The following is a 26,171-nucleotide window of genomic DNA, read 5'->3' as shown; positions in this document are numbered from 1 at the left end:
TTAGTGGTCGTGCCGGCGGTTCATTTTAGAAATTGAGGAGGCGGTGCGGTGCTGCGATTGGTGCAGAAATATAGGTTGAACGCCGAATCACGTAACGAACGCAAGCAGTTTCTCGGCGTCACGTCCCTGGACGAAGAGACGCTCGCGACGCTCCATGAATCGTTCGAAGAAATGGCGGCGGATTTCGCGGCGGGATTTTATCGGCATTTGCAAGCTCATCCTCAGACAGCCGAATTCCTGCAGGATGCCGAGCAACTCGAACGTCTCAAACGCGAGCAAATGCAGTATTTCTTGGAGCTGGTTTCCGGCGAATATGGGGAGGATTACTTCGAGAAGCGGCTCCGGGTGGGCGAACAGCATCAGCGAATCGGACTCGATCCTCAGTGGTATCTGGGAGCATACAACTTGTACATTCAATTGTGTTTTCCCGAGTTCGCCCGCCGCCTGGGGGGCGAGATGCCGACGGAACTGCTGTCGCTGCTGAAGGTCATCCTGCTGGATGTCGGCCTGGCATTGGAAACCTATTTCGCCGAATCCACGGATCATCTGCGGCGACGGAACTCGGAGTTGGAACGGGCCTTGCAAATGGTCTATCAAACCGAGTTGAAAGCCCAACAGTATGCCAAGCTCGCCGGCCATGAAATTCGCGGTTCCTTGAATGCCATCGCTAACGCCTGCGACGAGGTGGCCGAGGATTTTGCCGATCAGATTCCACAGGCGGCTTGTGAGACGATCTCCTCCGCCAGTCGTCGTTGTTGGCAGGTTATTGGGGTCGTGGAGCGAATTCTCTCGGACCCGGAACACGCGGGGAAACCACGCGATGTCGATGTGAGCGAACTGTTGCAAGACGTGGCCGATCGTATTCCGTCTTACAGCAGCGGGAAAGAAGTGGAATGGGTTCCGATCTCGGAACAGATCCAGGTTCAGGCCGATCCCGTGGGATTGCGAGAGGTGTTCGCGAATTTGGTGTCCAATGCCATCGGGCATCTGGAGCACAATCACGGCCGAGTCATGATCGAGCATCTGCCTTCCGAGCGTCAGCATATTTTCTGCGTGTCGGATAATGGCCCCGGTGTGCCTCTCCACCTTCAAACAGAAATCTTCCGCCCGTTTTTCCGTGGACCGACGTCCGAAAATACCGCTGGTCGCGGCTTGGGATTGTACTTTGTCCGGAGGATTGTGGAGCAGCATGGCGGACATGTCTGGGTGGAATCTGTCCCCGGTACTGGCAGCCGCTTTTATTTTAGCCTGCCGAAAGAATCTCTTCGGCCCACCGTGCCAGAATCGCCCCCCGAGGGGCAGAATCGCCCCTCGGTCAAAGGCGAATCCCAGCAAAACCCCTGAAAATTGCTCACGAAAATTCCCTGATGAAATGGGAACGATTATTGCCTTGCAGATTGATCGGATTGACAAACTTCCCTTTTTTTTGTGACAGGAGTTGAAGATGAACACGCACCGCCGCACGTTCTTGTTTCTGGCGGCTCTCGCCGTTGCCGCCATGAGCACCGGCCCGCTATGGGCTCAGGGCAGTCCCAAGACGCGGGGAGGACGCGGTTACGGCAGCGGCTTCTGGAACAACCGTGCCGCTCAGCAGTCCACGCGGCACGCCCGGAGTGTGACCGGCAATGTCTACCGGTACTCGGCGCAAGCTCCGCGGATGGCTCCGCAGTATTTGCGGATGCAGTCCGAGGAAGTCGGCCGGTCGCTGGAGTCCGCGCATCGTCATCTGCAGATGACCCGTGAAGAAGCCCACGGCAATCAGCCAGTCTTGAAAATACTCGATCGCGCGGAAGGTCATCTGAAGAAGGCCACCGAGCATCACCAGACGATGCACAAGACCTGCTGCCAAAAAGATCCGCACGGCAACGCCGTGATGGCTTGCTGTGAAAATGTCTTGGGAGAACTCGAGCAGTGTCTGATCGAGCAACAAAAGGCCGAACGGCTGTTCCTGAAAGACAGCCCATCGCACGAACACACGGACTCAATTCCGGAGGGCCAAAAGTAAGTCTTTTCCACGTCCGAACTTCAACGCAGAGATTTTGAGAATCCAAGTCATTTTCCTTCCCTCCGCCAGTGCCGTCGAGGTGCCTGTCTGCTGTTCAGACAGTGCACCTCGCGGTCGTTGTCTGTTTTGCCATGCACGTGTTATTTGTCGACGACGATGATGATTTCCGCCAGACGATCTCCCGCCGCTTGGCGCGGCAAGGTCATGAAGTCTATGAAGCCGCCGCACCACAAGTTGCTTTGAAAGCGGCGCGAGAACAGTCCTTCGAGGTGGCCCTCGTCGATCTGGTGTTACCGGGCATGAACGGGGTAGAACTGCTTCCTCGGTTAAAAGAGATCACACCCGACACCGAAGTTATCCTATTAACCGGTGAAAGCAGCATCGACACCGCCGTGACCGCCATTCGTCGCGGAGCGTTCGATTATCTCACGAAACCCTGCTCGTTCGACGCCCTCACAGTCACATTGGCGAAAGCTGCGGAACACGGACGGCTGCACCGCGACAACACCCGATTGCGGGCGGCATTGGAGCGGAATTCCGCCGCCTCCGCCCACATCATCGGACAGTCGCCAGCCATTCAGGGGGTGCGGCATCTGATCGAGAAAGCCGGCCCCACCGAAAGTTCCGTTTTGGTTCTCGGTGAAAGCGGGACCGGAAAGGAATTGGTCGCGCGAGCACTGCACCGTCTCAGCCTGCGGGCCGAGAAACCGATGGTCACGATCAACTGTGCTGCCTTGCAGGAAACGCTTCTCGAAAGTGAACTGTTCGGGCACGAGAAAGGGGCCTTCACCGGAGCGACCGCCGCCAAGTTGGGATTATTCGAGGTGGCCGATGGAGGCACGTTGTTCATCGACGAACTCGGTGAACTTGCCGGCGGTTTGCAGGCGAAATTACTCCGCGTATTAGAGGACGGCAGTCTGCGACGCGTGGGTTCGACACGCGAAACCCAAGTCAATGTGCGTGTGATCGCGGCCACGAACAGGGATCTCCGTGAGGAAGTCCAGGCAGGTCGCTTCCGCGACGATTTGTACTACCGCATCAACGTGCTGAGCATCGAAGTTCCTCCGTTACGCGATCGCCGCGAAGATATTCCGCTGTTGACCGATTATTTCTTGCAGCGTTTTCATCGGCAAGACTGGCAAGTGACGTCGGAGGTCCAGACCGCGCTTCGTGAGTATGACTGGCCTGGTAATATCCGGGAACTGGCGAATGTCATCGAACGGGCGACGATCCTGACCGATGGCCCCGAGATTCGCTTAGAGGATCTTCCCGAGCTGATTGGACAACCCGGACATCATCGGTTGCTAGGACGAGCAACGACCGATGCCTCACCCGACGCTCTCGCCGAGCGGGAGCGGCTGCATGTCGCTGCAGTGCTCGCCCGCGAAGGCGGCAGCAAGGTTCGCACGGCCAAGGCTCTAGGGATCAGCCGACGCAGCTTGTACCGCCTCATTGAAAAGTATGGACTCAACGCCACGGATCACGCGGATGAATCCTAAGCATTAGTAACGGTTTTTGTCAGCCGGGAAAAACTCGGCCTCGGTCGGAAACAAGCGGATCAGTTCCTGTTTCTCATCGTCTGGTTTTTTCTTCTCGGACTTTTCTTGAGCAGGATCCGGTTGTGCAGGTTTCTCGCCGTCTTCGAGGGCTGGCGGCGGAGCGTTAGGCACCGGCGCAGGTTCTGGTGTGACCAGTTCCGGCAGGGTCGCCAATTGACAACCGACGACTAGCTCCAGCGATGCCAGCGTCTGCCCCAAGTTGGCTCGCAGTCGCGCCAGTTGAATCTCGAACCGCAATAACTCGTTCCAGTTGTCGATGATTTGCAAGAAGTCGACCTTGCCCACACGATAGTCGGCGACGGACACCTGTAATGTCTGTTCGGCTCGCGGAATGATATTCTCGGTGAACAGTTCGATTTGCTGCTCGAAGGCGTCGGCTTGGGCGATCAGGCGGCGAATTTGCCGGAAGGTGTCGTCCCGCTCGGCGTCGTAGCTGCGGGCATCGGCCAGTACCCGTGATTCCGCCTCCCGCACACCGGCGCGGAGCTTATCCTGCCAGATCGGCAAGTTGAAGCCGACCGTGACCAAGAAATTGTCGTTCCCGTTGGCGTTGCGCGCCAAAGCGTTGTCGGTCGTGACCGCCTGCCAGCCGAGACCGACATTGAAATCGGGATAGTATTGCAGCCGAGCCAGCTCGCGTTTACGTTGATCGCGGACGATCGCATGCAACCGTTCTTGCAGTTCCGGCCGACAACGTACTGCCGCTTCGTACAGAAGGTCGATGGCTTCGGGAACGTCTTCCAAGTCGACTTTCTTATCCGCCAAGGGTTCTGTTTCCGGCGATGTGTGGAGCAGTTCGGCCATGTCGGCCTGCGAGACGCGGAGCATCCGCTCCAACTGAATCAATTGATCTTGGATGCGGTCCAACTCGAGCTGTGCGCGAAGGACATCTTGTTGGCTCCCACCGGTGCGGTAACGGGCCTCGGCGAATTTCAGCAAATCTTCGAGGAGTTCGCGGCTGGATTCGGTGATTTCGATTGCCTGTTGATTCGCATACAAATCGTAATACGCCAGTTTGACTTGCTCGGTGACGCGAAGTTGGGTTTGGGCAACTTGTGTCAGGGCGATCTTCGTTTCTTGCTCTTCAACCTCGCCACGCACTCGTAGTTTGCTCAGCCGAGGGAATTTCTGGGAGAGCGTCAAGGTACTCGGCAGCCGTCCCCCCGCGGTTTGCAACGAGTTGTCTTCAAAGGGATAAAACTGCTCGCTGACCATCGGGTCGTCCAGTGCAGTCACTTGCGGAATCCGTTCGGCCTGAGCAGTAACCCGATGCGTGGCCGCTAACAGATCGGGGTTCCGTTCCAGGGCCGAGACGACGTAGAAATCGACCGGATGCTCCCCAGCGAACACTTCCTCCAGCGGCAACGTGACTGGTCCTTCCGGCTGCGGAAAACAAGCTGCCAATTCTGCTTCATAGGCGATTTGGGCGTACTCGGGCTGCTGCGCCGGTTGCGAGACACAACCGGCACTTGCGACCAGCAAGATCCCAAACGGTCTGCCCCAATGAATCCATCGACGCCACATGTTCCACTCCCCGCCGACGTATACCACTCTCTGAAAGCGTCCGCACAAGATGGACGGTCTGTGACAATCCCATCGGATGCAACGGTTGCAAGGCTTGAGAGGTTCCCCGCCGCCCGATCAACTTCCCCGTAAGATCTGCCCCGTAGTCGTTACTGCTTGCCGTTGTTGGGCTTAATTGACATGTGTCTGAGCGGATCTGACACACTTTCGTTGCGGGGAAGTCGTCCCGGCCGCATTTCGACTAGCAAGTCAAGTAAAAGCGTGACGACTTGCTTGATCGCTGGCCCGAAATCGCCAAACTCAAGCCGAGTGCCAGCGGGCGAGCCAATTGCCCCAGTCCACTTACGCTAGCAGTCGTGTAGCAAGAGCAAAGTATTTCAGCAGGAGAAATCCGTGAGCGACGCGAACGACAAGTCCCGGTATCAAGCAGGCAGCCTATCTTTGACCGGCGCAGTTGCAATGGGGACCGGCGTGATGATCGGCGCCGGCATCTTCGCATTGACCGGACAAATGGCTCAACAAGCTGGCAGCTTGTTTCCACTGGCGTTTCTGTCCGCCGCATTAGTAACGGCCTTCAGTGCGTACAGCTACATCAAACTATCCAACGCCCATCCATCCGCGGGGGGCATTGCAATGTATCTCAAAATGGCTTACGGCGAAGGCACGATCACCGCAGGGTGTTCGCTATTGATGTACTTCTCGATGGTCATCAACGAGAGCTTGGTCGCCCGAACCTTCGCCAATTATGTGCTGCAACTGTTTCCTGGCGATCCTGCCGCGTGGCTCGTGCCGGTGTTGAGTGTGCTACTGCTCGTCTTCGCGTTCATCGTGAATTTGCTTGGCAACGACTTCATTGGCAAGATGTCGCTGGTGACCGCCGTGATCAAGATCGGCGGGATCGCGGTTTTCGCAGGCGTCGGGTTATGGCTATCCGGCTTTTCACTTGGCTCGATTCCAGCTGCGAAGCAGGCCAGCGGCGGTGGATTTCTAGCCGCGACCGCACTGGGCATCTTGGCCTACAAAGGGTTCACGACGATTACCAACAGCGGCGACGAGTTAAAGAATCCAAACAAGAACGTCAGCCGCGCGATCATGATCTGCCTGGCGATTTGTCTCGTGACGTACTTTCTGGTCGCCATGGCCGTAGCGGGAAACTTGAGTTTGAACGAGATCGTTCAGGCCAAAGACTACACGCTCGCCGAGGCGGCTCGCCCTGCGCTGGGAGCCTACGCCGTTTGGTTTACCGTAGGCCTTGCGATTGTTGCAACCATTTCCGGGGTGATTGCCAGCGTCTTTGCCGTCTCCCGAATGCTGGCCATGCTGACCGATATGGGTCTTGTGCCGCATCGGCATTTCGGCATGCCCGGCGACATCCAAAAACACACGCTCGTCTACACCATTGTGCTCGCGATACTGCTTGCAGCTCTGTTCGATCTGAGTCGAATTGCGTCGTTGGGAGCGATTTTCTACATCATCATGGACATCGCCATCCATTGGGGCGTGTATCGGACGCTCCGCCAAGAAATTGGGGCGAGCGGGGCAGTGTTGTTGACGGCCATCGCCCTCGATTTGGTCGTCCTTGGTGCGTTCTTGGTGGTTAAGGGCCAAGCCGATCCCCTCATTCTCAGCGTGGCTCTGGTCGGCCTAATCCTGATCTTCGCGGGCGAGAAATGGTTTCTCGCTTGGAAACAGGATGACGGTAAAAACCCGGACGATGCCTCCTAAGTCTGAGAAAACCGTACGTGATTTCCGACGTGAAACCTCCACGCCGCCGCCATTGCCGTCAATTTCGACTGCCCCCAGCAGAAGAAACTTCGAATTGATGTGGAACATATGACCGAAGCCGTGGCGAATATTGACACGGAAGTTCGTTCGGCCTTCATGGCTGTCTCTTGTGCTTACGAATTAGGGAGTGTCCACGGAGTCAGCTCTGTCAACTTGATCCTCAGGCTGTTCGCCCGATGGCTTCGTTTCTGCGGTCGACGCGGGAAATTTGGCCAAATACGGCCGGCCAAATTGTGGTTGGACGCAATGGCAAGAATCGAGTTCCAACATCGAGCCACCTTTGAAGTGCGCTCGTAGCCAGGTTCGCCACCAGTGTTTCCGATAAGTGCCGCAATCGCAGTGATAACGGGCTGGGTGGAAGCAGCCGTCGCTGCCGCAAGGACACACGTCGAATCCAGGATAGGAATACGATAAATACGCGGCCCCATAACAAGGTTGAACCGGCTGCTGAACGGACATTGACCGTGGCGGTACCTGCTGGCCAGACTCACTCTCACCGGCTTCATCAGCCGCGAAAGTTGGGCCGCAATAGGCGTACACTATGGCCATGCCGAGGATAAAAAGCATCCCCCAATGATTGAGTTTCATCACAATTCTCGCATCAAATGGATTCCCGGCTTTGCCCCAGCAGTACAAGCCCTGGAAACGGAAGTTTCCTCCTGGGGTATCGGTCGCTCTGGGACACGCACTCCGGCCCGTTGGCAGGCAGATCCTGCGGCGACAGCAAGAATTTCGGGAACAACCACTACAGTCACCCTCTTTTGACCAACCACGACCTGAAGTTCAAGTTTTCGTGCTTGTCGGTGCGATTAGCTTGATATCGCCCCGGACGACACCGGGGAACGCGATGTTATCCTCGCAGTACAACAGGACAAGGAGGTCGAAATGTGGTATCGATTGGGTTTGACGGTCGTCTGTGGAGTGTTTCTGCTGGTGGTCTTCGCCGGTTGCGAGAGCACTCGTTCTAACCACGCGAGTTATTCTGCTCCGCCTAGTGCCGGCTTCGGGGGCGGTCACTGTCCGAGTTGTCGATAACTCGGGTTCGCCGGAGAATGACGGCGCAGGAACGCGGAGACAATCTGCTCACGCAGTGAATTCGCTGACGTTCTCGACTCGCCCCTGTGTTGCCTACTCAGCACAGGGGCTTCTGATTTTCCTATGGGCCAGCCGGGAAGCCGGTGGATACAACAATTGTTAACCACAAACGTTAATAGAACGACTTTGCACCCACGCCGGAATCGACATTCGATGAAAGTATCATCGTGTGGGACCAATATAGGTGTGCCAAATTCGCCCGTTCTCCGTATGGTTTCGGACCGTTTGCGGTCGAAATCGCACGCTGCAGTGGATCGATGATTCCCGATCGCATCTTCCCTGGATGACTTCTGAAAAAAAATGCGGAATCCGGCGAAGAAATCGGCGTGTCCAGGCATCGAATCTCCCAACTAGCCCACCCTGATTGGCCCAGAGAAAGACGTTCATGTTCCGCGATATTTCTCGGATTGCCAGAAAATTGCTTTCGAAAGGCCCCATCGGGACAATGCGCTGGGCTCGATTTCATCTCTGTGAACACAGCCGCGAGCGGCAACTGGGTGTGAACACGGCGGCTTTCGCACCAGGAGCCGACCGGCAAAACAAAGAGTGTGAGCAGTATGAACCCACATGTTATCGCTGCATCGAACAGGCATTGGATGAACTCGAGATCGATCCCGAGCGGGATGTGTTTTTGGATTACGGCTGCGGCAAGGGCCGCGCAATGACCGTGGCGGCGACGTATCCCTTTCAGAAGGTCATCGGGGTTGAACTCGCGGATGAGCTAGCCGCGGCCGCACGGGAAAATCTGGCACGGTCGGCTGAGCATCGTCGCTGTGGCGAGGTGGCGGTGGAAGTGACCGACGCGACCGCGTACAGCGTGCCGGCGGAGGTGACCGTGATCCATCTGTTCAATCCGTTCAGCGGCAGCGTGCTCGAAGCCGTCGTCCAGCAGATCCACCGTTCGTGGAAAACCCACCCCCGACCGCTGACGATTCTGTACAAAATCCCCAGCGACCACCCCGACCCCTTCGCCGCCTGCGATTGGTTGAAACTGCATGTGGAAGTTCCGCTCGACCGCTGCCGTTGGCGGCACATGCAGTTATTCGCGTACCGCAGCGTGGCCGACGAAAGTCGATCAACGGAACGACTTGCCAATGATGTCTGACTGTTCAAACATGGCCGGCAATCGGCATCAACTATACCGACAAGAGATTGTCGAGCAATTCGCGGAGTTGAAGTCGCTGGACAATTATGCGGACGTCATTGCTCAAAGTTTGCGGCTGCCGAATGGTCGCGGCTATCTGGTTCCCGTCTGTGAACTCCATGCGGAAGATCAACTTACAATCGACCTGCTGACCGCAATTCGAGCCAGTGTGACGACCTTTCCCAGCCAGTTTGAAGTGACGCCCAAACGTACTCGGAAGTGGTTACGCACGCTGTTACTCAATGTGCCCGACCGCATCTTATTCTTCGTGCTCAATCGAGCCGGGCACACTGTCGGCCATGCGGGGTTCGCTCACTGCGACAACGACGAGGGCCGTATGGAAGTCGACAATATCGTCCGAGCGGCTGCCGGTATTGAGCCCGGCTTGATGTCCGTTGCCGTTGTGCGGTTGTGCCAATGGGCGGAGGAAACTTTTAAGCCGCAGGAAATTTATCTCCGCGTGCTCGAAGACAACTCGCATGCAGTACAGTTCTACGAACGCCTCGGATTCCGAGGATACGAGCGACAACCGCTAAGACGAGTCGAGTCGGCTGACGAGGTGAATTTCGTTCCTCGGCCTGCCGAGGATACGGATACGCCCGACCGAATTTATCTCTTCATGCGACGAGAAGCTTAAATTCCCTGCGATAGTTTGCCTCGACGTTACCCCATGCGGATGAACGACAGTCCGCTGTTTCCTCAGAAGACAAGAACAAGCCAAATGCTTACGAGCAAGCAGCAAACAGAAATTCAACGCTGGTTCTGGAAACGCCGCAGCATGGCCGACCGGCTGCGGATCGCCCTCTGGCGGGTTCGTCAGGACGGTGTGCTGGCATTGCGGTCCGGGCTTCTTGGTCCGCCGTTCGGGCGTCCCGACCCGGCGGCTTCGCAACTCGCCGACGATCCGCATTTGGGGTTTCTGAACAATCCACATCCCGAACTAGAAACATCACGACTGCGGCTGAGGGCATTAGACTTGCCCGACTTAGACCGGCTGATCGAGCTTTTCGAACCGGAACCAGGCAAAGATCTAGCTGCCCCACGCTATTGGACCGTCGAATACATCCTTCTGCGGGAGCTATTGACAGCGAATCATACTTGGATCATCCAATTGAAGGCGACCGGCGAGTGCCTCGGTCATTGTGGTGTCACAGAAATGCAAATTGACGGCGTAATCGAGCCGGAGATCGGCTATCGGGTGGGAGAGCGGTATCAAGGTCAAGGATATGCCACCGAAGCGGCCTGTGCTGTGCGGGACTATCTGTTTCGCCAAGGCGTCCACCGTGTTATTTCCGCCATCGCCGCCGATAACATCGCCTCTCAACGAGTCGCTCTCAAGAACGGCATGCATCGGGAAAAGAGAGCTGAATGGCAAGGCCGGTCTGTCGAAATCTATGCCGCTGATCGAGTGTCGGCAGAACATCCTCTCAGCGAGTGACACGTTACGGGAGATGCCCGGTCAGTCGGCCCGAAGACCGCTCTTTGCGACTGCCAAATAGCGGTTCGCACCTCGACTGTCTTCCCCCCGCAAGTTGATTTGGAGGGGCTGGAACGCTCATGCCTGGGCGAAAACGCCCGAAAAACCACGTTTCCAAGTATTTTCTCAGCATATTCAGCCGATCGCGTCGGCTAGTACTCTGCCTTGCTCATGGTCGTGGTGTCGGCTCCCTAAATGTGCGGCGATCAAGTTCGCGAAGTCGATCGGTTCGGCATCGTGTTTGCGATGATTTGTCGCACGAACTCTCTGGGGCTGATGTCGGAAAATCGTGGCTTCCCCTCAATCGAGAATTGTCAAAAGAAAGATTTCTCATGAAATTCTTACAGTTTGCTACGCTCGCATCGGCTGCAACATTCGGTTTTACATCGCTGTCGTTGGCTCACGATGACCACAGTCACAACTCGTCGCAGGAGCCGGCCGCGCGGACCGCGCCGCGCTACGATGACGACTACTTTGCTGTCGCGAACGATCGATTCAGCCAAGAGCGTTTTGCCCCGTCATCGGCGATGTGCCCGCGAGGCGGAAGTTGCTGTGAATCCGGTGGCGGCCGAACAATCGAGAGTTTTCCGTCCCCCACCGCAGTCCGGCCTTTACTGCCAGGAACCTCAATCGATCGAAATGAGGCGGCCATCGCCGATCTCGAAAACCTGCTCACACGGTTGCAAGACGATCTGCGTTACGAAACCCGCGGTCTACGGGGACAGAACATCTTATTGGATGACAATGCTGCTCTCCTGCGAGAGACGCGGCATTTTGGCCAATCCGTGACGGATGGTGCGGACGCCGGCCATCTCCGTGACGATGCCGCCAGCGTCAAGAAATCATTGATTCAACTTGATGAGGATATGGAACGGCAGGGGCGTTTCCCGGAATCGGAGCGGACGCTTCGCAACTTCGCAAAACTGTTCGTGGCGTGGGAAAACAACCTGGGCTTGCGAAATCGAGTACCAGTCCGCAATCCATTGCCGCCGCAGACGCCGAACCACAAGCCTTATAACGAGAACTATAATCACTACACGGCTCCGCAAGATTCGCAGTTCTCGGCTCCGGCTCGACGCAGCGAACCCGCGCGTCCCGCAATGCAAAGGCTTCCGGAAGACATGGAAGGCATCGCGTTGCTCTCGCCAGCCGAGCAAACGGCGGCGTTGGCTCAAGGAACCTGCCCGGTCACCAAACAGAAACTCGGTTCGATGGGCAAGCCGATTCGCGTCTCGGTTGTCGGGGGCAGCCTTTGGGTTTGCTGCGAAGGCTGTGTGAATGCGGTGAAAGCGAACCCCCAGAAGTTTCTTCTTAACCGGTAACGATGGAGAATGTTCCGCTACCCGGATCAACCAATGTCCCGCCGGAAATTGTTCTCCGGCGGGTTTTAGGCTTGTCGCAGGGCGGTGATGATGAGCGTGCGTGCGGCTTGCCAAGCAGGGATGCAGCCGGCAAAAAGTCCGACCAATAACGTTGCTGGCTCAACAACTTCGACAAATCCGGAGAACGACGGCTGGAACCTTATCACTCGAAGTTTCAGTTGCGAATGTAATTCGACAGAGACCGAACCGTGCTTCCAAATCGGGATTGAAGCAGACGGCGGCTCGCTCGCCATTGGGCTTGGTAAACCTTATGCTGCCATGCTGTGGCTGTCACGCGTCCACGACCACAAGGGATGCATCCCGTCGCGAAACGTTGCTTGAATCCTTCCTCGCCGACTCCAAAATCGAATTCCGCAAAACCTTCTTCGCGAGCATGCCCAATGAGGTGCAACAGCATCAATAAGCCTGGTGAGTACTTGCTGAGGTCGGGATTGTAAGAAGGAAACCACCAATGCCACACCGTCGCAGATTGTAGTCCCATATGTGCCGCCACGAGCTGGTCTCCGGCATAGAGGGCCGAAAGTCGACCAGCGAAATGCGATGTCTCCACCTGCTGCAAGTCGGCGAGAAATTTTCTTGCCCACGGATCTTTCAAAAGATCGAAGAACCCTGTTCGTTGACAATGAAACCGCTTCCACTCAATAAGTTGTTGGAGCGCGATGGGGTCGTCCACATGCGGCTCAAATCGTACCGGACCAACTTCACGCGACAGTTTCCGCAACTTCCGCTCTTCTTTATTGAGTGCACCAGCGAAGGCTAGATCGATTGACGGTGAATCGCTCTGCTCAACAAGTGATGACTGAAATGCGACTTGGTTTGTGGGTACATATCGAAAGTCAAAGGACTTCAACCCCCAAGCACGGATGAGCTTTGGGAGATCGACTTGCTGGTCGACCGCAGAGATGAGCCCGTGGTAGTCCGAAAGGTCAATCGCAGTCGCCCGAGATGCCCCGGTTTTCTTAAATGGTAAAAATGCGATTGGCAACTTGTGCTCGTCGAAGAGAATACCCACATGAATGTCACTTCGAACTCGTGCGGCCGCCTGCGTGAACTCAGGACAAAAGAAGGGATTCCGGAGTGTCGAATTCTGCTGCTGGAGCTGATGCCAACTGGCCCACATCGCTGGTGATAGCTCGGTTGCTGGAATAACCAATGTGTCCATCGAGTACACCCCTCATGTGATTTGTCTGTGTCAATAATGGGCTGGCAGAGATTGACCTGAAGGCACCGATTTCGATTCAAGGTGCTTCTGGCAGTACAACCTGGGAACCTTGAGAGCGTGACAAGACGGAGTTGATAGTTTCCAAACCTATCGGAAGGTTTGAATCGACTCGCTCCGCAATAACCAAGCCATACTGATTCAGTGAACCTTACAACTCTCATCTCCTACTGCGACGAGTAAAGGCTGGAGGAGTTTAGAAATGACTTGTTTCGTTCTTGAAAGGTCTGAATGACATGTTCTGTTGCCGATGCCCATCACTGACAGCAGTTCTTGACTTAAAGTGTGACGTTTGAGGTTTGTTTGATTGGCAAGCGTGCGGTTTTGGCACATGCTGTGTGCCTAAAAAAACACCTCTCCGCCAAAGAAACTTGACGAAGAGGTGTCCGGACGGTGAGCGTAGTGAATTCGTGTTACGGTTTCTTCTTCATTCCAGGCATCGACATATGAGGATTGCCGGGCACACTGGTCCCCCACGGGACATCCTCGTTCGTTTCCATCACACGGTGGTAGAGGTCATCGGGAAGGACCCGCACGACGGTCATCAACCCTTTGACGCCGGTGTGCCAGTTCTCTCGCATACCTTTGACTTCCCGTCGGTTGAAGATCTTCTGCAGTTCCGCCGGTGAAAAACTTTTGGATTGCATCATCTGTGGCCAACCGGGGACTTCGGCATACTTGTTCGTCTTGGGATACCGCACGTCCGGCCGACTCGTGAGACTTTCCTTATACCGGGAGACTTCGACTTCGTCTCGGATTCGCGGACCGCTGTGCCGGACCATGTGGTTCATCATGTGATGCACCATGTGACAGTGAAAAATCCAATCACCGGGATTGAAAGCAACAAACTCGAAATCGCTCGCTTGAGCAACACCGACGAGAGCGTTGTTGCGAGGGATCCAAGCTTCCGGAGGAATGCGAGCGCCTTCATGACCAGTAATCCAGAAGGTATGCCCGTGTAAGTGAATGGGGTGATGCTGGACCGGCGCAAAATTCAGAAGCCGAATTCGCACGCGTTCGCCGTGTTTGCAAACCAATGGCGTCGTGTAGGGACCGCTTCGCCCGTTGATCGTATGCCAATTCCAATCCATGCCCCAGGAGTCAGCAATGGTATTGGCAGCATCGATTCGAAAGTTCTGAAAAATCAATGCGAAGTCGCGGTCCACTGGCGGGTCGTAGGCTTTCGCCGGATGGATAATGAACCAGCCAACCATACCATTCGCCTCTTGCATCGGCATATGCGAATGGTAGAAGAACGTGCCGGCTTGATGCATATCGAATTCATAGACGAATTTCTTACCGGGCATGATCGGGTCTTGAGTCAGTCCCGGTACACCGTCCATCGCAACCGGACATTCAAAACCGTGCCAGTGCACGCTAGTCATCTCTGGTAAGTTATTGTGAACCACCACGCGAACTTTGTCACCTTGAGTGACTTCGATCGTCGGTCCTGGCATACTGCCATTGTAACCGTAGACGTTCATGAATTTGCCCGGCAGGAACTCTCGCACAACCGGTTCGGCAACGAGGTGAAACTCTTTCCAACCGTTCACCATTTCAAACGGCAGCTTGGGGAGATCCGGTGCTTCTACCGGCACGGAATCAAGCCCACTTTCTCGCAGCCCTGGGACAAGTTTCCCCAAATACGTGTCGCTACCGGGGGGGCCGCCGTAGCTCGGCTTGTAGCGTGAGAACTCTTGAAACTCTTTTGGAGTTTCCGAGATGAATTTGCCGTCCGTGTCGCTTCTCGTAGCGGTGGCAGGCGAGGTGGACTCTGGGGAATCACTCAAAGCCGGTCCGTCTTGAGCTTGTCCAGCGGATGCACCAGCAATCAGCCCTGCTGTCGCCGCCGCCCCGCTCTTGATGAATTCACGCCGAGTATTCGACGATGATTGAGAGTCGGTCATTCTTATTCCTTTCCGAAGTCCACCGGAACATGCTCTGGTGGTTCCATGACTTTCAGATCAAATCTGTGGAATTCTAGCGCGGCTTAGCGACAGCGTCGAGGTGCCCAGGCGGTGTCACTTCCATCGGTGTGGACAACCCTCCGTGCAACAAGTATCCGGAGATCAGTACTTCCGATTCCCGCCAAGCAATCAGATTCTGCACGTAAGCTAATCGCGACTGAAAGTAGGTCCGTTCGGCGGCTAGCACATCCAACCACCGCACTCGATCGGCTTCGTACATATCGAGTAGCGTTTCGTAAGCCTTCCGGTTTTCCGGAATCACGACGTCTTGATAATTCCGGGCATGCTGCAACGCGGTCAGATAGTTGCGGTAGACCGAGTACAGTTCTTGTCGTAATCGCAGTTCGGTCCGTTGGACTTCGGCTCGTTGTCGCACTAGATCGGCCTCGGCTTGTTTGACCGTGCCTTGATTCCAATCCCAGAGAGGAACTTCCAACTGGATTTGAGCCGTGGCGGTTGTTTCGACGGCCTCGAAATTGTAACCGGTCCCGGCGGAAGCCACGATGTTGGGAATCGGTTGAACTTCTTCCCGGCGGAGCGTCACGAGATCGGCTCGCAACTTCGATTGAGCCGCTTTGATTTCAGGACTTTCGGTCAACAGCCGAGCTAAAGCAGCGTCGAACTCGATCGGCTCCAGTTGGCCAGCCAAATCTCCTGTCAAGAGGGTCGGCGGTTGGTCGACTCCGGTGAGCACCGTCAACGTGCCAAAGGTTTCACGATAGTCATTCTCGGCCATCAAGAACGTCAGGCGTTGTTCTTGAAGCAGGGCGTTCACCCGATGCACTTCGGAACGGGGATGGTACCCAAGGTTGTAGCCTTCCCGCACCGTGACGAGTTGATCCTCGGTATTCTTGAGTAATTCCTGCTGAATTTTGACAATTTCCTGCCGACCCAGCGTGCGGAAAAAGTGCAACCGCACATCGTTGAGGACCCGATATTCCTGAGCCATTGCCAGCCATTCGGCGACATGCACTCGTTCGAGGTATTTCGTGCGGCTGAGGTCGAGCTTGTCAGCCGTCACGAATTCCTGCTGAATGACCGCCCCTTGAAACTCGCCCGGCGAATCTGTGTCGGTCATTGTGTCGATGCCAATTTGCTCGCCCACATAAAAAACTTGTGGATTGGGCCACAATCCGGCTTGGATCGCTTTGCCGAAGGTCGCATCGACTTGGGCCTTGGCTTGGATCAGAGTCGGATTGTTGGCACAGGCCAAGCTTTCGAGGTGTTTCAACGTTAGAGACCCACTGGTGGGACCGGTTTGTCCGGTTTCAATCGCCAATTCCGCGTCTGGGGTCGGCGGAATCGGTGGCGGTTCGATAAATCGCTCGCCGACTTCCGGCTGAAGGTCGGGGGAAGGCACAGGTGCCGGGATCGGTACTCCCGGGGCTTTGCGTTCGATGACAGGATTGTTCCCCGGCCCCGGTTGCAGCGGAGTGTTCTGCGCGACTTCCGCAGAGGCCAAGGCCACTTTCGCAGTTCCAGAGGACTTTCGCCCATCGTGCGACACCGAGGAATTGGCAGTGGGTGGTGTTGCCGGAGGCAGGGCACAGCCACCCGCAAGCACGGCGAGCAGTCCCGCCGAAACCAATCGTATCTTCCAACGTGGCATTCCTGTTCCCCCGCTATCCGTATTTTCTCATGGTATTGCTCGTCTCATCTGCGAGCCGGGCTCCGTTCGCCACACCACATGATCGCCACAACCGGTGCTACTCTGGTGAATGTCGCCATCGTTTTTATCGTCATGACTGCTGGGACTGTTTATGCCAAGCATAGGCGAATTCGAGGATTGACAGGATCGCACATGCAAGAGCTATTCAGCACGCATGGCCTGGCCAAGCTAGGCAAGATTTAACGGTTTTAAGGGTTCTGCAGTCACCTTAAAACTGCTCCGATCGGTGGAACACACCCGCCCCGCGCGATCGCTCCGACGAACACTGGAATGAGATTTCCGTAAGCGATTGGTCGACGTTCTTACTAACGCAGGAGTCACGAATTCAACTTGGCTGGAGACTGGAATGCAATTCGAGCGGATTCTTAGTGGACTGATTGTAATGGTACTCGCAGGGGCACCGTCTGCCTTTGGTGGCGATTGGCTCGGCTGGCATGCGAAAAATCATTACGGCACCTGCGATCCGTGCCCGGAGGACGTTTGGGAGGACATGACAGAAGACGTTTACGGCGATGATACGATGGAAAAGCTTTACCATGACCCCCACAATTTGTTTCATTTAGGGCAAGGGAGTTGGAACTGCCGCGGCTGCCGTTATGCCCCGCTGCATTACGAGGCGTTGCGTCCTCGTGTCCTGACTCCCGGCACGCCCTACGCGGGAGCCTCGTGGTATCGCGGTGTGCCCGTCGGCCAGCGCGACAAAACTCCGCTCGCGGGCGGCGCAGGCAAATATGACAGATCCGAAATTGTGCCGTAATCAACGAGCCAGTGCGGGCACGATATCAGCGGTTTTGGGCGACGGGTTTTCGATCCTGGATAGTTCGAACCAATACAAAGATCGGCGCGACGATCGGCAGCAGCAGTCCGAACACGAACCACATCCAGGCATGACGCCAACTGTGTCGAGCCCAGACCGCACAGGCAGCGGCTGCGACCACAGCCGTCGTCACGTAGGCGGCTACTGCGAGCCAGATCAGCATGTCGACGGTGGCGTTGAGCTGGATGATGCGCACATGCAATCGGTCAATTCGCTGTTCGGGCGTTACGCCATGCGCCCACACATTCGGAACCATCCACAAATTGATCAGCAAACTGAAAATACACCGTCGCACAAACCTTCCCTCCTCGGATTAACTCGCAACTTTCGATTCATGTGCCGCAAACCGCGGGTCTTCAATACCGAACCGAATTTTCCAATCTTGTAAGGAGCAATATAGCACCGGGACCACGAGCATCGTCATAATTTCGATCAGCATCCTGCCGAAACAGGGGATCGCCATTAGCACCATGATGTCCAAACCTCGGTCAATGTCAGGATGGGAAGTCAGGCGAGAATCGTGGTGCCGGTCGTCATTAAACGAGGCCGCACGCGACCAGATCACGAAGTAGGCCACCGTCGTTGGTTCGCCATTCAGGAAGACCTGGGCTTCACCAACGCCCGCTTGAGTGGTGCCCAGCCACTACGAGAGCGGCATAAACACTTCCGCACTCTGCTCCCGCCATTGCCGCACTTCCTCCTGCACCACCGTCAAGCCGCCAGTGTAGCTGCGCTCCTCATGCAGCCGATCGAACATGCGTTTGGCGGTGTGCCGTTGCTCGGCCGGAGCGGTCCGATTCGAGAGTAGCATCTCATGAATCATCGGCAGAAACGGATCGGGCTCCGGCCTCGTACGCGGTTTCTTCTGCCGATAGCCGGGCGGTCCGGTGTGCGTGAGAATTTTCTCGGGCGTCTTCCAGTGAATTTCGTATTCTCGGCAGATCGCTCGCTTGCTTTTCTGCTTCGTCAGCACTAATCGGCGAATCTCGGTCCAAAGAGTCATGTCGCAGGACACCCTGAAAGCCTCGCTGATCGGCAGTTTGAGATGAACAAGCACGAGGTCAAGATCCATTCGACGATAAATTGATGACAATAATCGCGAAAAATTGAACACCCGTTCAAAAGAATATAAGGCAGGAATTAGGAATCAGGGGGAAACCCAAGGTGGTAACGGCCTTTTTTGCGAAATCAGATTCCTAGGGACTCGATTCTTATTTGAGTATTTTTTGTTTCGTTCTAAGTATGAATCGATCGGATGCCGCTGATTCATCTGTTGGAAATCACGTGTTCAAGATAGGGAAATCCCGCCTTGGGAGTTCCAGGGCTTCAAGTGCGTGATCGAAGGTGGCATTGCATCCAACTCTTTTTGGGCAATGGCGGAGACTGCATCCGCAAGCGCCATCATCAACCAAAAGTAACGAATAAATGCAAAATGCAAGAACAAGCCATTGGTCAGATAAATTCCGAGTGCCGTGAGAAACGCTAAGGCTGACCACCTGATGAACCGCGTGTTTCTTTGTTGCCGATAGACGGCTAGCAAGGAGCGGAGCGTCGTCACGACGGCTGCAATAAAACAGAGTAGCCCTAAGGAACCAGTGTCCGCGGCAACATCCAAGGGCAAGCAATGGGCTTGGCGGTTCTCTGTGAGCGACCGCAAACCGATGCGCTCGCCATAGTCCTGGGAGTAATACTTAAACTGACTTGGCCCGACACCGATCACAGGGTGATCAAGATACACTAAAGCCGCAGCACCCATTTCGGTGGCTCGGCCTTTCAGGGCGCCATCTGCGGAAGATTGTCTGCCTCCCGAAAAGAGTTCGCCAATCTTGACGAGGGAAAGCAAACGGGCTTGATATTGAGGAGTCAGTAGTAGCAGAATCATACCGACTGTTCCGATGGCGAGGACCTTGCGGCCATCCACCAAACGCAGGGGGACTCCACAGACCAATGTGATGGCAATCGCGACGATGGCTCCCCGTGAAAAGGCCAATAACCCGCCGGCACAAGCCAACCCCAGCACCATCAATGCCAGAATTTTTTCCCAGCGAGAACCAGCTTGCCTCGCAGCCAACACGCCCAAGGGCAACAACATCAGCATGATTTGAGCATAGCGGTTTTTTTCCCCGATGGGACCGGAAAGCCGCTTTTGGGTCACTTGCCCTTCCAAGGTCATTTCACCGGTTCCAAAACCCGGTTCGCCGGCTTGTGCAAAACCGCCATATTCATTTTCGAAGGTTCCGGTCAGTTGTTGAAACAATGGGACGCCGCCCATCACGCATCCCGCAACCAGCAAACTCCAAATACCGGCTTTGAGCATTCCCGGGGTCCGGATGAGGTTGGAAAATAAGAGATATAAGAGGATGCCTTCGGCGAGAAAGGTAAAGAATCCTTCCCAGGCCAGTTCCGGTCGTCTTGCGGCCAATGCCCCGCAAAATTGGACCAGGCCGAACCCCATCACCCACGGAAAGGCCGGTCCCAATACAATCCGTTCTCCACGCAGCAACAGGTGCCCCGCCAAGGGAACACCGGCCAGTAAAATGACGGCCTGCCCGGCAATTGCAGGAACATTATGGAACTTGACGGCCACAACGGCCGCATTGGAATAGATCATAAACAACACGAACAGCGTGATCAGATCAAAATTCCGAAGCACCGCGATGGTGAAGACGAGTGCCAACCCGCTGACTACGCATAAAACGGGTTGAGCTTGGAAACAAATAGCGAACAGGACAGCGAACACCGCTGCCGGCAAAATGACTAAATAGTTCAGGGGATGCGTGGACGCTTTGGCTGTGGGGGAGGAGAGCGAATTCATGGTGAAACTCTTTTTCAACCGAGATTACGAAGTGGCAATGGGTTTAAGGCCTGGAGTCTCATCCGAATTGGGAGACTCGCCGCGTTGAGGATCCCAGCGATTGATTTTGCGTCCGGTCACCAAGTTCCACACAGCAACGAGCACCGCCACATTGACCATGCAATAGTAGAAGGGCAGGGAAAGTAACTTTCCCAACGAACGTCTTCGGTTGGCGACAATCGCCCCAAGCAGAGCCAGTCCGAAAAATACAATTTCACACGCCGTTAGTACCCTGAAGGCCGGGTATGTGTTGCTCAAGAGCGGGATCAAGACGGCGATCACGAGCAGTGGAAAAACGACCAATCGCCTCAGCACCTTATGGGAAAAAAGTTCCAGGGAATAAAAGCCATACCGAAACGGATTGAGCAGTCCCCGCATGATCCAAACACCCCGCAAGCCACGCGTCATCACGCGAGTCTTGCGACGAAACTCTGACTTAGCAGCACCGGCGAGCGGTTCAAAGCAAACAGCTTCGGGTTCGAAGACGAGTCGATAGCCTTGGGCGATCACGCGGGTCGAGGTCACAAAGTCGTCCGTCACGTTTTCCGGAACCGGCTGAAACAACACCCGCCGGATTGCATAGATCGCACCCGTGGCCGAAATTGTATTCCCGATGCGGCTTTCCGCGAGCTTCACTTGGCGATCAAAATTCCAATAACCCTGCTCGCCGCTGCCCGCCATGCCCGGTTGATAGGACTTGCGATAACATTGATTCCCGGCTACACCGCCCACTTCTTCATCCGCGAAGTTTCGCACAAGTTTTTGAATGGCATCACTTGCATAGAGACTGTTGGCATCGGAAAACACCAGCATCTCACCGGTGGCTTCCACGATGGCTGCATTGAGAGCTTGGGCTTTTCCGCCGCGTGGCAAACACAATAGCCTCACACCACGATCTTCATATCCGCGAACAATCGCTTCGGTGGCATCGGTGGAACCATCGGATACAATCAGAATCTCCAACTGCTCCCGCGGGTAATCCAACTCCAACAGGTTTTGTAATTTCCCCTCGATGCCCGCTTCTTCGTTGTAGCAGGCAATGATCATGCTCACCGACGGTGTGATGTCCGCTTGCCTGACGACACGGCGACATACCAAGGCCCAGCAAACCACCAGCAACGGGAAGCCCGCATAGGCATAGAGAATAAGTCCGAAGCAAACAAAAAATGCAACTAACATGAGACACTCGCACACTCTTGAAAAATGTCGGCCAATCGAGTGGTGTTCATCTTGAGATCGAATTCCTGTCGGACGAAGTGGTAGCCCGCATCGGCCAGTCGAAGACGCAAAGGATGATCATTCATCATTCGCTCAATGGCATCGGCCAGCGCGACGGCATCACGAGGCGGTGCGAGCAAACCGGTCTGTTCATGACGCACAAGCTCAGGAATCCCCGAAAGATCGCTGGCAACAACGGGAATCCCGGAACTGAGAGCTTCCATCAAGACCACGGGGATCCCTTCTCGGCGCCCGTTTGCCGTGGGTACGCTTGGAGCAACCAACAGGTCTGCCTCGTGCAAGAGTTTGCCAACTTCTGCTCCCGTCTTTCGACCATGAAACTGCACTCGATCACCAAGTGGTCTAGCGATTTCTTCTAGGCTTGCACGGTCTTCTCCATCACCGACCAAATGACAAACGATATCATGACCGGCTTCTACTAGTTTCAAACAGGCCTCCAGTAAATACTGTTGCCCCTTGACTTCGTGTAAAGTGCCGATACAAATCAGCGAAAACAAGTCACTCGGATCTGTGGGTTCGGCAGAGATTGATCGGTGAGTAAACTTCTTACCATCAACTCCACAATGTACGACACGCACCTTCTGAGCATACTTGGAACCACTAATATCCAAAATCATGCGGCGGTTGTCTTCGGAAATCGCGATCACAGCTGCCGCGGCTTCGACCTTTTCTTGAAGCATATGCTGGTCGCGATGAAGGTCCGAACCGTGAGCCGTAAAACTATAGGAAATTCCCGTCAATCGATGAATGACCCAAGCCAACATCGCGGGGTGGCTCGCAAAATGAGCATGGATGTGGTCGATACCTTGGCGTTGAAACTGGCGGGCAAGGTAGGCGGATTTCGGAAAGAACGCGATGGCACCGCCGAGGAACCGGCGACTGCCCCAATTGGCCCGAAGCAAAGTTAGAATGATCCCGCCATAGATCCACGGATTACGGCAGAAGAACAACAAATGAGACCAGCAATATATTAGCGAGAACCACCCAGTGAAATTGGCTTGTTCCACGAAAGGCTTAGCTTCCGGATGCATGACTTTCGTTCGCTCCCGTTGCAATGGCCAAACTTGAACTTTGTGCCCTAGTCGTTGGAGTTGTCGCATCTCATGTAGCACAAAGGTTTCCGTCAACTTGGGAAAACGAGACATCATATAAGCCACCTTGAGACCGGGCTCCCGGTGGTCGGGCTGTCCCATCGCGGCATCTTGCATTCGAGGTGGTTCGATAACAGCACTCATGAGCAAGGTTGCTTTCTGATCCAGCGTTTCAAAAAAGCCAAACGTCGTAACTCGGGAAAGGTTTCGTCAACCTGTAACGTGTCGCGGTTGACGAACACCACAATCCCCGAAGCTGCAATCACAAGCAGTGACCCCAACACGAAACCGGGATCTCCGACGCTTCGAAACGCAACCAAGGCAGCGGCGGAACTGAGGGTTGTCAGCAATGGCTTGAGAAATTCCGCGTGGAACAGCCGAATTTCAGTCCGACGGTAGAGCGTCATCATCCGCAGAGCATCCAACAGTAGGATGGAGACCGCGACAGCAATCGCAGCCCCCAGCGTTCCATATGCGGGGATCAAGATCCATCCTGCCGACAAAGCGACGACTATGGAGATTAGATCTTGAATCACGACGATTCGTACCAGCCCTAAAACTTTCAGTATACGGGAACTCAATCCGAAAACGGCGTCGAGAAAATAAGCACCTGTCAAAACAATTAAGGGGGTGGCCGCCTGTTGATATTGAGGTCCGAACAATACCCCCAACAAGGGGCGTGAGAGCAACACACAACTGGCGAAGATGGGAAAGCACATCACCATTACCCAAGCCGAGGATTTCTGGGCGACTTGCTCTAACTCCGCCATGCGGTGGGATGTCAACAATCGTGAGGCCAACGGGATAAAGATCAACGCAAAATTCATCAACACCAATTCGTTCATGCGAACGAGAGGCACGATGGTTCTCAATTCCGCCGCAGCGGACGGCCCGGCCAACCAGCCTGCCAAGATCACAATGACTGAGCCACGCACGAGAAACATGAAGTCCGAGCTGAGCAGCGGTACGCTATATCCTAAGAGTTCTTTGGCAGGCACGGTGACCGTCCGTCGTCTGATCAGCCCGCCTCCCTCTTCTCTGGCCACCTTGACGAGAATCGAGAAATCCAAGAACAATCCGCAAACTCCCACCAGCAGATAAGCGAATGCGAGTTGGCGTAATGTCCCTCCCAGGAGCACAACTGTCACCACTGCAGCGAGTTTGAGGATCGGACTGGCGAGATGCTTGCGAATCAGCATGGCCTTCGCGCCGCGAACCACATTGAGGAGCGACAACGTGACTGATCCAAATGTCGTCAAGGGAACCAAAAAGATCAGTAGCAGTAGAACGTCCATGGCCTGGTCGTCGAGAGACGAAGATTCCGCCAGGAAACTTTGGCTCAAAAACAGGCTCAAACTAAACACCGTGCCAAGACTGATCGCCACTCCAAAAGCAAGCAGCATTGTCCCCCAGAGGCGAGGTTCGTCCCGACGTTCGTGATAGATTGCGGCAAACCGCGCCACGGCTTTGTCCAAACCGAGTACGCATGCCATCGCAGCCGAATCGACAATCGCGAATGCCCACGCGAAGAGGCCGTAATCGAGCTTAGACAGGTAACGAACCGTCACGACTTGTGTGATTAAGTTCAAGAGCAGGGAGCAACCGCGACCGAACAACAGTAGGGTCGATCCTCGGATTTGCTTGCGAGCCACATCGTTCGCAGCCGATGAGTTTGGGAGGGAGGGGACAGCGGTGCTCATGAATTCGGCTGCTCCTCGGCCTGCGTGGATGGGGCCTGAGACGCTGCCATCATGTCTTGCAGTTGTCGAAGTTCTGCCTCCAAGCGGGCGAGATGTTCGCCGTCCACGTCATCTCCAGCGGAGTGGGGGACTGCCGCAACAGATGCTTTCGCTTTGGGCTGACGCAGTTCAGACCATTTGTCGATCAATGCAATCCCAGCCGTTCCCAGCAGCAAGGAAAAAAAAGCCGAGACTGCCAGCACCGGGAAGGTCTGAGGCCAAATTGGTTCCTGGGGAGGAATCGGCTTGCCTAACAACTTCGCGGTAATCGGGGCTTCTCCATCAGAAAGTTTTTGGGTTGTTCGCCGAGCGGCGTTCAGACTGGCCCAAACTTCCTGATGGGCGGTCTCGACCTGGGCGATTTCGGAAAGCAACTGTTGAGCGGCAATCAAACTTCGTTCGCGTTCTTTTTGCTGTAAACGCTCCTTCTCGTAGGCTGCGTTCAGTTGGCTTTCTTCCACTTGGGCCGACCGCAAATCGTGTTGGATGCGATTCACCACCTGTTCGATCTCTTGTTCGTAGTCCTGTCGGGCAAGACGTTCTCGTTCCTCGGCTGCTTGGCGCTGGAAATGGCGTTCCCCGAAAATTCGCCGAGATTTTGCGAACTCCACTTGGGCTTCTCGCCATCGTTGCCAAAGCGTGGTCAACGTCCGTTGCGTATTCTCGTCAAGTCGAGCCGACCACGACTGAGATTCCGACAAATCGGTTTGGTCGGGCTGAAGGGACTTCATCAATTGTTCGAGCTGTAAGCGTTTGGATTGGACTTCGGCGAGTTGAGACGTCAGCTGATCCAACACAATCGCTTCTCTGCGATCATCCAGGACTTCGCCCAACCAAGGACTGTCCGCCCGAATTTGCCGGTACTCTGCTTTGAGTTTGGCAAGGTCGGCTCGCAAAGTTTTCTCTTGGCGAGCAAGAACTTGTTCGGTGCGTTCCATGACCTCTTGATCACGTTGACGCAACCTCGTCTGGCAGGCGTCGAAAATCGCCTGGAGTCGAATCGCGGTTTCCTCGGGGTCGGAATTCTGATAGGCCACGATAATAATATTGCCGGTCGCCGCGGGACTCACCCGCAATCCCTCCATAATGACGGTCACAGGATCGGCGACTTCGGGATCGGCATAGGGATGGAGCTTCAACGATTCCTGAATTAGGAATGGGCTGTGAATCACTTCGGCTTCCGTAGCCAAAAACTCCTTGCCAGGATCAGTCCGTTCCATGGAATTCGAGGTCAGATCCCGTTCTTCATACGCGATGCGAATTTCCGTCTCGTAGACTTTTTCTGCCACGCGAAGATACCCTAGTGCCAACCCCAACGTCGCCACGACCGAGGCCAGCAACACAAAGCGGTATTTCCACATCATCGGTAGGGAAATGAACGAGACGGGTAGCTTTGGTGCAACGTCCGCCGTTTCATGCTTGGTTGGGTAGGAGGGTTCTTTGCCTTGTTCGGAGAATGCGGATTCTGTCGCATGCGAAGAGTTGGGTTGTATCGGCTGCATTGAAGTTCACTTGCTGCAACGGAAAACAAAGGGTGGGTTCGATTCGACCGATGATTTACGTCAATTTGAGTTATTGTCGTGACTGGCATTGGAGTTGCTGCCA

At 55.1% G+C, this 26,171-nt stretch carries 20 protein-coding genes; 9 read left to right on the top strand and 11 right to left on the bottom strand.

The window, feature by feature from the left end; genetic code table 11:
- Nucleotides 1-75: 75 nt before the first annotated feature.
- The 3 genes from AC5DDB_RS11855 to AC5DDB_RS11845 all read left to right on the top strand — a co-directional run bounded on the left by AC5DDB_RS11855 (nt 76) and on the right by AC5DDB_RS11845 (nt 3,504).
- Nucleotides 76-1,344: a sensor histidine kinase gene (locus tag AC5DDB_RS11855; protein ID WP_491739939.1), complete on the top strand. Its 1,269-nt coding sequence runs from the start codon at nt 76-78 to the stop codon at nt 1,342-1,344.
- 100 nt (nt 1,345-1,444) lie between these two features.
- Nucleotides 1,445-2,005, top strand: coding sequence for a hypothetical protein (locus AC5DDB_RS11850; protein WP_491739938.1), 561 nt, complete (start codon nt 1,445-1,447; stop codon nt 2,003-2,005).
- Nucleotides 2,006-2,136: 131 nt separating this feature from the next.
- Nucleotides 2,137-3,504, top strand: coding sequence for a sigma-54-dependent transcriptional regulator (locus AC5DDB_RS11845; protein WP_491739937.1), 1,368 nt, complete (start codon nt 2,137-2,139; stop codon nt 3,502-3,504).
- A 3-nt stretch (nt 3,505-3,507) separates the two neighbouring features.
- Here AC5DDB_RS11845 and AC5DDB_RS11840 read toward each other — a convergent pair whose 3' ends face one another.
- Nucleotides 3,508-5,088, bottom strand: coding sequence for a TolC family protein (locus AC5DDB_RS11840; RefSeq protein WP_491739936.1), 1,581 nt, complete (start codon nt 5,086-5,088; stop codon nt 3,508-3,510).
- Between the two features lie 393 nt (nt 5,089-5,481).
- Between AC5DDB_RS11840 and AC5DDB_RS11835 the strand changes: the two genes are divergently transcribed.
- The 5 genes from AC5DDB_RS11835 to AC5DDB_RS11815 all read left to right on the top strand — a co-directional run bounded on the left by AC5DDB_RS11835 (nt 5,482) and on the right by AC5DDB_RS11815 (nt 11,911).
- A complete protein-coding gene (locus tag AC5DDB_RS11835) occupies nt 5,482-6,813 on the top strand; it encodes an APC family permease (protein WP_491739935.1) in 1,332 nt (443 codons plus the stop codon).
- A gap of 1,540 nt (nt 6,814-8,353) precedes the next feature.
- Nucleotides 8,354-9,073: a methyltransferase domain-containing protein gene (locus AC5DDB_RS11830; RefSeq protein ID WP_491739934.1), complete on the top strand. Its 720-nt coding sequence runs from the start codon at nt 8,354-8,356 to the stop codon at nt 9,071-9,073.
- Complete coding sequence (locus tag AC5DDB_RS11825) at nt 9,063-9,749, top strand: GNAT family N-acetyltransferase (RefSeq protein WP_491739933.1); 687 nt, start codon at nt 9,063-9,065, stop codon at nt 9,747-9,749. The genes AC5DDB_RS11830 and AC5DDB_RS11825 overlap by 11 nt, the downstream gene beginning before the upstream one ends.
- Nucleotides 9,750-9,833: 84 nt before the next feature.
- Entirely contained in the window at nt 9,834-10,550 is a 717-nt protein-coding gene (locus AC5DDB_RS11820) for a GNAT family N-acetyltransferase (RefSeq protein WP_491739932.1), read from the top strand.
- Between the two features lie 371 nt (nt 10,551-10,921).
- Nucleotides 10,922-11,911, top strand: a complete 990-nt coding sequence (locus AC5DDB_RS11815) for a hypothetical protein (RefSeq protein ID WP_491739931.1) — start codon at nt 10,922-10,924, stop codon at nt 11,909-11,911.
- 214 nt (nt 11,912-12,125) lie between these two features.
- On the opposite strand, the gene AC5DDB_RS11810 is transcribed toward AC5DDB_RS11815, so the two are convergent.
- From AC5DDB_RS11810 to AC5DDB_RS11800, 3 genes are all read right to left on the bottom strand, one after another.
- Nucleotides 12,126-13,133, bottom strand: coding sequence for a GNAT family N-acetyltransferase (locus AC5DDB_RS11810; protein ID WP_491739930.1), 1,008 nt, complete (start codon nt 13,131-13,133; stop codon nt 12,126-12,128).
- A gap of 470 nt (nt 13,134-13,603) precedes the next feature.
- Nucleotides 13,604-15,097 carry a copper oxidase gene (locus tag AC5DDB_RS11805; RefSeq protein ID WP_491739929.1) on the bottom strand — a complete coding sequence of 498 codons (1,494 nt, stop codon included), beginning with the start codon at nt 15,095-15,097 and terminating at the stop codon, nt 13,604-13,606.
- Nucleotides 15,098-15,170: 73 nt separating this feature from the next.
- Nucleotides 15,171-16,766 (bottom strand): TolC family protein, encoded by a 1,596-nt coding sequence (locus AC5DDB_RS11800; RefSeq protein WP_491739928.1) that lies wholly within the window; start codon nt 16,764-16,766, stop codon nt 15,171-15,173.
- A 406-nt stretch (nt 16,767-17,172) separates the two neighbouring features.
- Between AC5DDB_RS11800 and AC5DDB_RS11795 the strand changes: the two genes are divergently transcribed.
- Nucleotides 17,173-17,583 carry a hypothetical protein gene (locus tag AC5DDB_RS11795; protein WP_491739927.1) on the top strand — a complete coding sequence of 137 codons (411 nt, stop codon included), beginning with the start codon at nt 17,173-17,175 and terminating at the stop codon, nt 17,581-17,583.
- 25 nt (nt 17,584-17,608) lie between these two features.
- Here the strand turns inward: AC5DDB_RS11795 and AC5DDB_RS11790 are convergent, their stop codons facing one another.
- The 7 genes from AC5DDB_RS11790 to AC5DDB_RS11760 all read right to left on the bottom strand — a co-directional run bounded on the left by AC5DDB_RS11790 (nt 17,609) and on the right by AC5DDB_RS11760 (nt 26,068).
- A complete protein-coding gene (locus AC5DDB_RS11790; RefSeq protein ID WP_491739926.1) occupies nt 17,609-17,938 on the bottom strand; it encodes a hypothetical protein in 330 nt (109 codons plus the stop codon).
- Nucleotides 17,939-18,286: 348 nt separating this feature from the next.
- The gene (locus AC5DDB_RS11785; protein WP_491739925.1) at nt 18,287-18,646 is read right to left on the bottom strand and encodes a hypothetical protein; all 360 of its coding nucleotides are present in this window, start codon (nt 18,644-18,646) and stop codon (nt 18,287-18,289) included.
- Nucleotides 18,647-18,931: 285 nt separating this feature from the next.
- Entirely contained in the window at nt 18,932-20,458 is a 1,527-nt protein-coding gene (locus AC5DDB_RS11780; RefSeq protein ID WP_491739924.1) for an O-antigen ligase family protein, read from the bottom strand.
- A gap of 24 nt (nt 20,459-20,482) precedes the next feature.
- Nucleotides 20,483-21,676: a glycosyltransferase family 2 protein gene (locus AC5DDB_RS11775; protein WP_491739923.1), complete on the bottom strand. Its 1,194-nt coding sequence runs from the start codon at nt 21,674-21,676 to the stop codon at nt 20,483-20,485.
- Nucleotides 21,670-22,971, bottom strand: coding sequence for a glycosyltransferase family 4 protein (locus tag AC5DDB_RS11770; RefSeq protein WP_491739922.1), 1,302 nt, complete (start codon nt 22,969-22,971; stop codon nt 21,670-21,672). The genes AC5DDB_RS11775 and AC5DDB_RS11770 overlap by 7 nt, the downstream gene beginning before the upstream one ends.
- Entirely contained in the window at nt 22,968-24,527 is a 1,560-nt protein-coding gene (locus AC5DDB_RS11765) for an oligosaccharide flippase family protein (RefSeq protein ID WP_491739921.1), read from the bottom strand. Before AC5DDB_RS11765 ends, AC5DDB_RS11770 begins: the two co-directional genes overlap by 4 nt.
- Nucleotides 24,524-26,068 carry a GumC family protein gene (locus tag AC5DDB_RS11760; RefSeq protein ID WP_491739920.1) on the bottom strand — a complete coding sequence of 515 codons (1,545 nt, stop codon included), beginning with the start codon at nt 26,066-26,068 and terminating at the stop codon, nt 24,524-24,526. Before AC5DDB_RS11760 ends, AC5DDB_RS11765 begins: the two co-directional genes overlap by 4 nt.
- Nucleotides 26,069-26,171: the final 103 nt, after the last annotated feature.

This window comes from Thalassoroseus sp. (genome assembly GCF_984380535.1).
The sequence above is the reverse complement of the archived record's forward strand: the minus strand, read 5'-3'. Positions and strand labels throughout refer to the sequence as shown.

Coding starts and splice junctions, on each gene's coding strand:
- AC5DDB_RS11850 (WP_491739938.1), top strand. CDS start 1,445: ATGAACACGCACCGCCGCACGTTCTTGTTTCTGGCGGCTCTCGCCGTT.
- AC5DDB_RS11845 (WP_491739937.1), top strand. CDS start 2,137: ATGCACGTGTTATTTGTCGACGACGATGATGATTTCCGCCAGACGATC.
- AC5DDB_RS11840 (WP_491739936.1), bottom strand. CDS start 5,088: ATGTGGCGTCGATGGATTCATTGGGGCAGACCGTTTGGGATCTTGCTG.
- AC5DDB_RS11830 (WP_491739934.1), top strand. CDS start 8,354: ATGTTCCGCGATATTTCTCGGATTGCCAGAAAATTGCTTTCGAAAGGC.
- AC5DDB_RS11825 (WP_491739933.1), top strand. CDS start 9,063: ATGATGTCTGACTGTTCAAACATGGCCGGCAATCGGCATCAACTATAC.
- AC5DDB_RS11820 (WP_491739932.1), top strand. CDS start 9,834: ATGCTTACGAGCAAGCAGCAAACAGAAATTCAACGCTGGTTCTGGAAA.
- AC5DDB_RS11815 (WP_491739931.1), top strand. CDS start 10,922: ATGAAATTCTTACAGTTTGCTACGCTCGCATCGGCTGCAACATTCGGT.
- AC5DDB_RS11810 (WP_491739930.1), bottom strand. CDS start 13,133: ATGGACACATTGGTTATTCCAGCAACCGAGCTATCACCAGCGATGTGG.
- AC5DDB_RS11805 (WP_491739929.1), bottom strand. CDS start 15,097: ATGACCGACTCTCAATCATCGTCGAATACTCGGCGTGAATTCATCAAG.
- AC5DDB_RS11800 (WP_491739928.1), bottom strand. CDS start 16,766: ATGCCACGTTGGAAGATACGATTGGTTTCGGCGGGACTGCTCGCCGTG.
- AC5DDB_RS11795 (WP_491739927.1), top strand. CDS start 17,173: ATGCAATTCGAGCGGATTCTTAGTGGACTGATTGTAATGGTACTCGCA.
- AC5DDB_RS11785 (WP_491739925.1), bottom strand. CDS start 18,646: ATGACTCTTTGGACCGAGATTCGCCGATTAGTGCTGACGAAGCAGAAA.
- AC5DDB_RS11780 (WP_491739924.1), bottom strand. CDS start 20,458: ATGAATTCGCTCTCCTCCCCCACAGCCAAAGCGTCCACGCATCCCCTG.
- AC5DDB_RS11775 (WP_491739923.1), bottom strand. CDS start 21,676: ATGTTAGTTGCATTTTTTGTTTGCTTCGGACTTATTCTCTATGCCTAT.
- AC5DDB_RS11770 (WP_491739922.1), bottom strand. CDS start 22,971: ATGAGTGCTGTTATCGAACCACCTCGAATGCAAGATGCCGCGATGGGA.
- AC5DDB_RS11765 (WP_491739921.1), bottom strand. CDS start 24,527: ATGAGCACCGCTGTCCCCTCCCTCCCAAACTCATCGGCTGCGAACGAT.
- AC5DDB_RS11760 (WP_491739920.1), bottom strand. CDS start 26,068: ATGCAGCCGATACAACCCAACTCTTCGCATGCGACAGAATCCGCATTC.